The sequence below is a fragment of the Vibrio sp. J383 genome (assembly GCF_023503985.1).
Taxonomy (GTDB): domain Bacteria; phylum Pseudomonadota; class Gammaproteobacteria; order Enterobacterales; family Vibrionaceae; genus Vibrio; species Vibrio splendidus.
Map to the genome: position 1 here is coordinate 1,648,149 of NZ_CP097294.1, position 10,418 is coordinate 1,658,566.

The window sequence follows — 10,418 nt, forward strand, 5'->3', positions numbered from 1 at the left end:
TGCCCGTACTTACCCTTTACGGAATCTAGATATGCTTAGCGTACGTCACCCACTCAACCTTTCTACTTGTGCCATTGTAGCTTTAACAACAGCTTGTCTGTTTTCATCCAATACACAAGCGAGCCAAATAACGCTAACCAGTAATAGCAGCGTTAGCGCTAACACCAGTAACAACAATACAGTCTCTATTTCATCGAATACTTTAGAGATAGATTGGAACGGCTTAAGCGTTAACAGCGTCGCTCTCACCGTTGATAGCCAACCACAGAAAGTGACGAATCTAGTCATTGGTCTTTCCGATAAAACTAACTCAGCAAAGACCGCAACTTGGACCTTAGTACCTAGTGGGATAAACATTGAGGTAGAACTAAATCAAGATCAACTCACTTTTCAGTTCAGCTTCCCTTCAAATATACAGGTGAAACGTAACCAGCCCGTAGAGTTGGCGTGGTTTGATCTTGCAGAACAACAAACTCAGACCCTATTTCTTCCTATTAGCGAAGGCATGCGTGTACCTACAAATAACAAGCTTTGGGGTAGTTATCTAGTCGACAACCATTCTGGAAGCAACACCACTCAAGACCTAAAGATGCCTTTTTGGACAGCACAACAGAACGACCACTTCATTAGCTATCAGATGATTAATGCAACCAACAATCAACTGCTCTTTTCAGATGCATCCTCTAATGCTTCCTCAAATACAAAGACCAAAATTGATATGAAGGCATCACACCAATTTACGATGCTCAATCAGTCACAGCCTTTTATTGTTCGTATCACCCTCGGAGACTCGTGGTTAGATGGTGCCAAACAATACCGAGATTGGCGCATCAATAATGACCAGTCTGAAACGCTTGTAGCAAAGCAAAAGCGCAATCCAGATGTGAGTAAGTTGATCGGCGCGAGCCACGTTTATTTGTTTGGCAAAGACCCATTAAGCGTCCAAGATGTGAGTAACTGGTGGGGATTGAAAGCTTGGTATCTAAAGGGCTCTAAACTCAACGTTTCCAAGGAAGCAAAAAGAGAGCTTTCATCACTCTCCAAGGGCAAAGATTGGTTCAGTCAGTACCACAAACAGTTATTGTTGGACTCTATTAGCCAGTCGTTGCAGGTGTTATTTCCAGTCGGTACTGCGACACTCGAAAACAACACGATCAAAGCTCAATACGTGGCAGCGCAGAATAAGAAAAATTGGTTGGTTGAACACGCCTCCCCCTACCTAAACTCGTCAGACACTTGGGGACAAGCGTTGTCTTCAGACATGGTAACCAATCTAAATAAGGCAGGCTTAAGCAAACTTTGGCTCGGATTCGATAATTGGATGCCAGCATTCTATCAACCTAACGCTGTGGGTCTGGCAAAACAGTCAGGATATCTGGTCGGCACCTATGATTCCTACAACACAGCCATTCCTGCGAAGCTGAACGACAACTGGCTAACCGCTCAATTACCAGAGCCAATGCGTCAAAGTTGTGCCATTGAACTAGCGAATGGCAGCCTAAAAAAAGGGTTTCGAGGTAACGGATTCTATCTTAATCCGAATTGCCATTTAGATTACGTAAAGCAGCGCGCTCAAGACATTATGAAATTCGGCAACTTCAACAGCTTGTTCTTAGATGTTGATGCAACCGCCATGGCACGTGAAGATTACAGCGGCTCTATAGACAGTCATAGCAAGAGCCATAGCAACAGCAATGGCAATGGCAATGGCGATACAAACGAATCGGATATGCTTTCTGCCTTCAACAACCGAATGCAGTGGCTAAGCGAGCAACCATCGTTAGTATTAGGATCTGAAGACGGCAACAGCCTAACAACAAAAGGCATCGCGTTTGCGCACGGCTTAGAAACGGTTGGTTTTGGCTGGACAGATAAAGACATGAAAGAGAATCGCCGATCTCCCTATTACTTAGGTCGTTGGTACCCAGACCACAAGCCTGACTTCTTCTTTAAACCCGCCGAGGTTAAAGAGCCCTACAAATCGCTACTGTTTTCGCCTCAATACCGAATTCCGTTATACCAAGCCGTTTTCCACGATGAAGTGATCAATACGCACCATTGGCATTCAGACAGCCTTAAGTTCACTAATGTACAAGCAGAACGTGACTTAACCGCCATGCTGTACAACACACCACCGATGGTTCACTTGACCAGAGATGAAGCTTTATCAAGTTCAAGCACGAGAATCAAAGCATTGAAACACTATCAAGATGGCTTTGAACCGATGCACGAACAGTTATGGGATAAACAGTTGGCCGATTTCGACTGGTTAGATAAGAACGGCGATGTTCAACAAACCGAGTTCAGTGACGGGAGTAAGATCATAGCCAACTTCTCCAACAAGGCCTTTCGTCACAACGGTATCGATATTGCTGCCCTATCGGTCAAAGCTATATTAGTGAATGGACAAGTCGTCGACTGGCAGCCCAATCATAGTTAGCTTCAATACGGTTTAGACAAAAACGAATAATAGGAAGCTTAAGCACTTATTTAACCGCTAATGTTCAGCCCGTTACTTGTGCTTCCTATTTTGAAAGGCAGTCAGTAGATAGTCGATAAAGACCTTTTTACGTTTCGGCATCAACTGCCTGTCTGCATACACTAGGCTTACTGAAACTTCTGGCATCTCATATTCAGGTAACAAACGAATCAGCTTACCTGTCTTGAAGTGTTCCCGACAAATGAATTCAGGAAGCACCGCCAAGCCGAGCCCATCCACACACGCTGTTAGGCATGCCGTGATGGTATTCACCCGCAACTGACACGGTAGATCGATCAAAATCGACTCTCCGCCTTCTAATTGCAAATGCCACTTAGGTAGACGTGCCGCCTTGTTCACCACCTCAATCATTCTGAATGGCGGTTCAAGATCATTGGGCGAAGAGATTTCATCGAACTGCTCTAAATACTCAGGGCTGGCTACCAATACACGCTTCGATGTTGTGAGGTAGCGAGAAACCAAGCTCGAATCCACCAACTCACCAATTTGCGCGTAAAGATCGATCCCCTCTGCAATGATGTCAACTTCTCGATTCGACAGTTCTAAGTTCAAAGTCACGTTTGGGTGCTCTTTTAGGAAACTGTGGATGTATGTGGCTAATACTTGATGTCCCAATTCGACAGGCAACACAACATTCAACTGCCCTCGGATCAAATCCTGATTGGCAGAAACCTCTAACTCAGCTTGGTTCATGATCTCTTGCATCTGCATGCTCGACTGATAAAAGCGCTCACCCTCTGGCGTTAAAACTAAACTTCGTGTCGAACGAGTGATCAACCTCACACCTAGGTGCTGCTCCAGCTCGTCAAGCTTTCGGCTGACGGTCGACTTGGTCATGTTCAATGCTTCAGCTGCGTGCGTGAAACTCCCACAATCAACAACTTGTGTAAAAACAGTCACAGCATTTAAGTCCATCGTACTTCTCCCAAAGCCCTATTAGTAAGATTCATGCAACAGTGTTTCCCTTTTTTCCTATCTTATCAATCAATCGAATTCATTTACAATTCGTTACATCTAAATAAAAACAAAATGAGAAATAAAAAATGACAGAGAACAACAACGCTTCGCAATCAGTAAGCACAAAAAAACGTAAAAAAGCTCCGCTTATTGCTACTGCGATCATGCTGTCATTAGGTCTTGCTGGTGCCGGATATTGGTACGGCTATGGCCAATACTTTGAATCTACCGACAATGCCTACCTACAAGGCGACATCACTAATATAAGCCCGAAGGTGTCGGGTTATATTGTTAAGTCTTATGTGAGTGATAACCAATCGGTTAAACAAGGTGACTTGTTGGTTCAAATCGATGATCGTGATTACCAATCTGCACTTGCTCAGGCGAATGCGCATTTAAGCGTCGTTCAATCAAGCGTACACAACCTTATCGCTCAACAAACGTTACAACGTAGCCAAATAAATCAAGCCGAGAGCCGTGTTGATTCCGCACAAGCTGAATACGAGCGTGCAATCCAACAAGTAGTGCGTTCTCGTAGCTTATTAAAGCGTAACTATGCTTCGCAAGATGAAGTCGACAGCATGGTCGCACAACAAAAAGTCACCCAAGCAGAACTTGAAGAAGCGAAAGCAAACCTTGTCGCAAGTAATGATCAACTAATCGTGATTGCGAGTGAAATCGAACAAGCAAACGCATCCGTGACTGAAGCTCAAGCACAAAGAGATCAAGCACAACTTAACCTTGATTACACCAAGGTTTACGCGCCAGCGGATGGCGTGATTGGTAAACGTAGCGTTCGTGAAGGCTTGCTGATTCAAGCAGGCGCACCACTTATGAGCTTGGTACCAAACAACCAAGTGTGGATTGAAGCTAACTTCAAAGAAACACAGCTAAGCGGCATTCACAAAGGCCAAACGGTAGAAGTCGAACTGGATGCCTTTCCGGGCCAGCCACTTGAAGGCGTGGTAGACAGCTTCTCCCCTGCGACTGGCGCCAAGTTTGCGCTCTTACCACCAGAAAACGCGACCGGTAACTTCACTAAAATCGTTCAACGTGTACCGGTGAAAATTACGATTCCAGATCAGCAAGAGTTGAAAGGTCGACTGCTTCCTGGTTTGTCTGTGGTAGCGACCATCGATAAACGAGGCTAGATCATGAGTAATGCTGGTGTTGTCACCCACACTAATGATGATGGAGTGGTTTCTAGACGCCATTGGATCGCCCTATTTGGCGGTTTGATTGGCGCGTTTATGGCGATCTTGGATATTCAGATCACCAACTCGTCTCTCAAAGATATTCAAGGCGCACTGTCTGCCACCTTAGATGAAAGTTCGTGGATCTCTACGTCTTATCTAGTCGCAGAGATGATCGCTATCCCACTCAGTGGTTGGCTTTCTAAAGCGCTCGGTAAACGCCGTTATATCACGTGGACGACGGCCATTTTCACCATTTCATCTTTGTTGTGTTCGTTCTCTTGGAATATGACCTCGATGATCGTATTCCGAGCGATGCAAGGCTTCAGTGGTGGCGCTTTAATCCCGCTTGCTTTCTCGTTAGTGATTCAGTTATTGCCTGTTAACAAACGTGCTGTGGGTATGGCACTGTTTGGCGTAACCGCGACCTTTGCTCCATCGATCGGCCCAACATTTGGTGGTTGGTTGACGGAGAACTTTTCATGGCACTATATTTTCTACATCAATATTCCGCCTGCTTTGCTTGTGATCACCATGATCCGATATGGTTTGGATGATGAAAAGCTCGACCTTGGCACCCTGAAAAAAGCCGACTGGTTTGGTATCGCGACCATGGCGTTAGGGCTAGGTTGCTTGGAAGTGGTACTAGAAGAAGGTAACCGTGAAGAGTGGTTCAGTTCGAGCTTTATTATTGGCTTGAGTATCGTCTCGGCGGTGAGTTTGGTTTACTTTGTGATAAACGAACTCCAACACAAAAAGCCATTGGTTAACCTGCGGCTATTGCGGGATGGGCAGTTTGCTATGTCTTGTATCGCCTATTTGATTTTGGGGATGGCGTTGCTTGGCTCTATCTATGTGCTGCCGATGTATCTCACTCAAATTCAGCAATATAACGCGATGGAAATTGGTGAAGTGCTAATGTGGATGGGTTTCCCACAGCTTCTGATATTCCCAATTGTGCCCAAGCTAACACAGATAATTAAGCCTAAGTACTTGGTGACCTTTGGCTTCGCAATGTTCGGTTTCAGTTGTTACGTGAATACGCACATGACAATCGATTTTGGTGGCCAACAGCTGATTTTGTCTATGGTTCTGCGTGCTATCGGTAGCCCATTTATTATGGTTCCGCTGTCTTTGGTTGCCATGAAAAACATCAGCAAAATGGACACGCCAGACGCATCAACGTTAACCAACGTAATGAGAAACTTAGGTGGCGCTTTCAGCATCGCGATTATCGCTACGCTATTGGATAACAAAACCCGTGAGCATCTGGCTCACATCAAGGAGTCGCTACCTTCTGTGAGTCAACTTGGTTGGCAGACGCTTCAGCAACAACAAGCGTTTTTCATTCAGTCAGGAAGTGATGCCGCAACGGCGATGCAACAAGCGCAAGCAAGCTTACTTGGTACAATGCAACGTGACGCTGCCATCATGGCTTACAACGATGTGTTCCTAATGATGACGGCGTTCTTGGCTCTAGCGGCAGTATTGATTTTTAACATGCGTGATTAGCGCTAGTTTTTTAGTTAGTAAAGCTTCAAAAAAGGCTACATTTCGGATAAAAAATCGAGTAAGAAAACAGAGAGGTAAGCTTATCGGCTTACCTCTTTTTTATTTCTAAAACACGGATAACCCCACAAAAATAAGGTAAACGCAGCCTGCGTTTGAAGGCTTTCATAAATGTTATCGAATACTCTTTAATTACCAATAGTTTATTGAGTGTTTGTATGTGATATAGGCACCTTGACAATGTGCAACCTGACACCTAAATTAAACATAACATTTGGTATTGAGGAAAATGGATTTGACCTTACCAACAGACCTGCGGGTTTTGATTGTCGACGACTCTAAGAGCGCAACAATACTTATTAAGCAGCAACTCTCGAGCTTAGGCATTTCACATGATTGCATCTTTATTGCGACCGATTATCGACAAGCCATCAAGGCGGTCGAGACGCACTCGTTGCATGTACTCCTCATCGATTACCATCTTGAACAATCCTTTACCGGGTTTGAGCTTTTGGGGATTCTGTATCGAAACAGACTCATCGATCATACTGTTGCCACGATTCTTGTTTCTGGGGATATGCGTCAGGAAACCGTATTGACTGCCCTTTCTGGCGAAGCACATCACTTTGTTTCTAAACCGATCAATACTCAATCTTTAGGCAAGAAGATTCAAAGTGCTGTGTCCGTTTCGAAGAAACTCACCCAACTGAATGACTTATATCCGATCACTAATTTGGAACGATTGACACAAGCGTTAGCGATCTCCCCTAATGGCAATAGCGTTCAGTTTGAAGCGACATTGATTGAACACTTAATTGGAGGCAAAGAATGGGATTTGCTTTCAAGCACAATCGACAACTCGAACACGAAAATGCACCCGACCAAATTAGTCGCAGAGGCATTAATTCTAGACAGCTTGGGTAAACCGAACCTAGCCATAGAAAAGCTCCACAATTACCTGATTGCTCAGCCGTTGTCATTAAACGTTATTGATTGTTTAAGCTGCATTTATGAAAAACATAATATGTTACTGCCCGCGCTTAAACTGGCCATAAGAGCGTTTGAAATGACGCCTAGCATCAGTCACCGTGCGATAAGAGCAATCGACTTGGCAGAAAACGTCGACAACACCCTGATGCTTATCAAGCTTGGTGAGATGTACGCGACGCATATATCGTCTGCCGACATTGATATTATTCATTCCATTAGCGCTCACTTCAGTTCACTAAAGGCGACCTACCAACGTGAGACACAATTAAAGTACAAACGCATTCTGCTGGAACATGCTAATCAATTCACAGAGTTGGTAAACCTCAAACTTCCGGTAAAACAACAGCAACAAGTTCTGGCCAGCCTTGCCCTATTTCAAAGTAATATTTTACTCATTGAGAACAGCCCTCAAGTTGCTCACAAGAAAGTGATTCGAGCCTCGACACTGTTAGCAAATAACTTTTACAACCAACCCACTCACTTATTGCTTCAATTGCTGCCTCTCCTGACTCACTTTGGCGAGTACTCCCTGTACCACTTAGTTACAGAGTGCTTAAAAGCTCGAGGGGAGACAATAAACCACCAACTCGAATCAAAAGATGTAGACCCTTCTACTTGTGTAAATATCGAAAATTCCGATTCCATCCAAGAACTAAAGGACTACATTCACAATTACCCATATTCAATTGCGGCGAAACTTGACTATATATATGCCGTCCATAAAGCTCATATAGAAGAAAACCTTAGACACGAATACTTGAAACAGCTCGCACAGCTAGAGCTTCCACCAAGATGGAGCCAATGGCTCAGTGATTCATTAAGATCTGGTTTTTCTACTAAGCCGCCCAGCCCATTTTCAACATACAGCCGACAGGAGTCTATATGCTAGATTTTGATGCCCTAAATGCCTACTTAGATAATGACAAAGAAGTGATTTTCGCTGTGTTGTCTGTGTATCAAGAAGACCATGGAAATTCATTAGAAGAGATACAAGAACTGGTACAGCAACAGGATTGGGGCAAGCTTCATTTTACCGTGCACACATTAAAAGGCATATTAGCCAGCTTCGGCGAAGAAACCGCCACCGTGGCCTTAGAAAGAGTCGAGCAAAACACACTTAATAAGCTTGCACCTCAAGATGATGATCTTTCTGTTATCTACAGCGAAATGAAGATCATCAACAAACAAATCGATGAGGTGCTCAGCACTTATTAGTCAATTCAATGAGCTTTTAGTAATAACTTTTAGTATTCCGTAACAGCTTTTAGTCTCCACTAATAGTTTTATAGTTTTACGCAGCAAACAATGTCAGCTGAACAGGTTAAAGAGCTGAGGTACTTTGGCAACATGGAACCTCGACTCTTGCCACGTTCTCCTCATTTTCCCTATCAATTATATAGCCGCCCGCTCCTATAAATTCACTCGATTTATCTACATGCGCCAATGCATAATACATACTTTATAAGCTATGCATGTTCATGTTTCCCATGAAAAACCGACACGTTCGATGAGATGTAAAATGGTTAAATACTTGTAGATCTTTTTGTGACGTAAGTATACGAAATTGCATTTTATTTATTGGTAAAGAAGAAACTGTTATCTACACTCTAATGAAACCAAGCGTTAATCACTTGGTGGCATAATAATAAAATAAAAAAATAAAACGTTCAGTCGGCTAAAAAAGGACAAGGAAATGAACAATGACAGTTTTGCTGCGTTTCAGGGGCTCACGGATGACACACCCACTAAAGAATCATTTTCTACCACTGCAGAACCTTATGCTCACTATCTAAAGGATATTGTGGGGATTGATTTGCTGTCGCGTGAAGATGAGGTGTATTACGCAAAATTGAATCGCGCGGGTGACAAGCAAGCACGTGACATCATGATCGAATCAAACCTGCGACTTGTTGTAAAAATCGCAAAGAGTTACCTAAAACGTAAAGGTAACAACTTCACGCTGCTCGACCTGATCGAGGAAGGTAACATCGGCTTAATCAAAGCAATCGATAAATACGACCCCGAACCCGGTTATCGCTTTTCGACTTACGCCGTATGGTGGATTCGAGAGAATATTGAAGCGGCATTGATGAACAAAGGTCGTACTGTCCGATTGCCCGCCCACGTATGCAAAGAAATAAACAGCCTCGCGTCCAAGAAGCTCGATGTAAGTAAAAAAATGAGTAAAGAGATTTCTATTTCAGAGTTGTCAGACAGCTCTGGCGTAAAGGCAAAACGTGTCGACCAACTCGTGGCGCTTAGCGGGTTTATTGACGTAACAACAACGGTTGGTATCAGCCACGCACCGATAGTACTTGAACAGTGTGAAAGTGAGTATATCCCTGACCCGCAAAAAGATTGTGAAGATCAGTCTTTTACCCAAGCTCTAGAGCAAATCATAAACACACTGCCACCCAAATTACAGAAGGTTCTCATTCACCGTTTTGGTTTCTTTGATAACAAGGTGAAAACACTGTCTGAGGTGGGACAAATGCAAGATGTAAATGTTTCTAATGAGCGTGTTAGACAAATGCAGAAAGAAGCAGTCGAGAGAATTCAAAAACGACTCAAATTTGATGGTTGGGTGTAAGTCTCAACCCTACTGAGAAGTTATAACGACAGGAAAGAACAATAACGTTAGACAAAAGCATCGTTAATTGAGAGCAACAACGTTAAGTAAAAAGAACCTTAAGGGTGAGCCTCAAAGCTTGCCCTTTTTGTTTGCCTGTTTTGTTTACCTGATTCGCTAGAAAAACAAAAAGATCGTAAGCACACGAACCGTAAGTCGCTAATGGCTAATGGCTAATGGCTAATGAGAAGTGCCACAGCATTCACTTACCTTAAAGAAGTGACTCGCTCACTGCGTAAAATGAGATAATTGATGTAAGTGGTTTCAAGGCAATCTTGTTCCCACACAGATAAAATCCGTTTGGCCGCAAAATAATAATCTTTGTTTCTCAACAGCATCCCAACGGTGCCGCTGAGCTTTTCAAATCGAACGTGATCGCTCGCAGAGATGTAGTCATCTTCACTTTCAATAATGGGTGCTAAACCATCAGCAAACCAATTATTCAATATTTCTCGCATATCTAATTCGGACTCAGGCACATCCACACTCGACAACTCACGATGTTGAGGTGGTGGCACGATGTACTTCGACGCTTGCGGTGAACTGACATAACGATACATGTCGTCCCTCCTTTCTAACTAACTCTTCTAATAATTAAGGACATTTTTATCTGTTCTCAAGTTTATTTAGCGAAACAAAC

Annotated in this window: 8 protein-coding genes; 6 read left to right on the top strand and 2 right to left on the bottom strand. The window is 43.5% G+C overall.

All coding sequences use genetic code 11. The annotated features are described in order from the left end of the window. Positions 1-31: 31 nt before the first annotated feature. Positions 32-2,440, top strand: coding sequence for a glycoside hydrolase (locus M4S28_RS23745; protein WP_249633041.1), 2,409 nt, complete (start codon positions 32-34; stop codon positions 2,438-2,440). A 72-nt stretch (positions 2,441-2,512) separates the two neighbouring features. On the opposite strand, the gene M4S28_RS23750 is transcribed toward M4S28_RS23745, so the two are convergent. Continuing rightward, positions 2,513-3,415, bottom strand: a complete 903-nt coding sequence (locus M4S28_RS23750; RefSeq protein ID WP_017058411.1) for a LysR family transcriptional regulator — start codon at positions 3,413-3,415, stop codon at positions 2,513-2,515. 128 nt (positions 3,416-3,543) lie between these two features. Between M4S28_RS23750 and M4S28_RS23755 the strand changes: the two genes are divergently transcribed. The 5 genes from M4S28_RS23755 (at position 3,544) to M4S28_RS23775 (ending at position 9,739) form a co-directional block, all read left to right on the top strand. Further along, positions 3,544-4,608: an HlyD family secretion protein gene (locus M4S28_RS23755; RefSeq protein ID WP_009844998.1), complete on the top strand. Its 1,065-nt coding sequence runs from the start codon at positions 3,544-3,546 to the stop codon at positions 4,606-4,608. A gap of 3 nt (positions 4,609-4,611) precedes the next feature. Beyond that, entirely contained in the window at positions 4,612-6,162 is a 1,551-nt protein-coding gene (locus M4S28_RS23760) for a DHA2 family efflux MFS transporter permease subunit (protein ID WP_102561448.1), read from the top strand. Between the two features lie 286 nt (positions 6,163-6,448). Continuing rightward, complete coding sequence (locus tag M4S28_RS23765) at positions 6,449-8,038, top strand: response regulator (protein ID WP_249633042.1); 1,590 nt, start codon at positions 6,449-6,451, stop codon at positions 8,036-8,038. Next, entirely contained in the window at positions 8,032-8,364 is a 333-nt protein-coding gene (locus M4S28_RS23770; protein WP_017079133.1) for an Hpt domain-containing protein, read from the top strand. The genes M4S28_RS23765 and M4S28_RS23770 overlap by 7 nt, the downstream gene beginning before the upstream one ends. Before the next feature lie 478 nt (positions 8,365-8,842). Beyond that, entirely contained in the window at positions 8,843-9,739 is an 897-nt protein-coding gene (locus M4S28_RS23775) for a sigma-70 family RNA polymerase sigma factor (RefSeq protein ID WP_249633043.1), read from the top strand. 245 nt (positions 9,740-9,984) lie between these two features. Here M4S28_RS23775 and M4S28_RS23780 read toward each other — a convergent pair whose 3' ends face one another. Then, positions 9,985-10,338 carry a hypothetical protein gene (locus M4S28_RS23780; RefSeq protein ID WP_249633044.1) on the bottom strand — a complete coding sequence of 118 codons (354 nt, stop codon included), beginning with the start codon at positions 10,336-10,338 and terminating at the stop codon, positions 9,985-9,987. Positions 10,339-10,418 lie beyond the last annotated feature (80 nt).

What these genes read in the sequence shown, in the direction of transcription:
- M4S28_RS23745 (WP_249633041.1), top strand. Translation starts at nt 32, where the DNA reads ATGCTTAGCGTACGTCACCCACTCAACCTTTCTACTTGTGCCATTGTA.
- M4S28_RS23750 (WP_017058411.1), bottom strand. Translation starts at nt 3,415, where the DNA reads ATGGACTTAAATGCTGTGACTGTTTTTACACAAGTTGTTGATTGTGGG.
- M4S28_RS23755 (WP_009844998.1), top strand. Translation starts at nt 3,544, where the DNA reads ATGACAGAGAACAACAACGCTTCGCAATCAGTAAGCACAAAAAAACGT.
- M4S28_RS23760 (WP_102561448.1), top strand. Translation starts at nt 4,612, where the DNA reads ATGAGTAATGCTGGTGTTGTCACCCACACTAATGATGATGGAGTGGTT.
- M4S28_RS23765 (WP_249633042.1), top strand. Translation starts at nt 6,449, where the DNA reads ATGGATTTGACCTTACCAACAGACCTGCGGGTTTTGATTGTCGACGAC.
- M4S28_RS23770 (WP_017079133.1), top strand. Translation starts at nt 8,032, where the DNA reads ATGCTAGATTTTGATGCCCTAAATGCCTACTTAGATAATGACAAAGAA.
- M4S28_RS23775 (WP_249633043.1), top strand. Translation starts at nt 8,843, where the DNA reads ATGAACAATGACAGTTTTGCTGCGTTTCAGGGGCTCACGGATGACACA.
- M4S28_RS23780 (WP_249633044.1), bottom strand. Translation starts at nt 10,338, where the DNA reads ATGTATCGTTATGTCAGTTCACCGCAAGCGTCGAAGTACATCGTGCCA.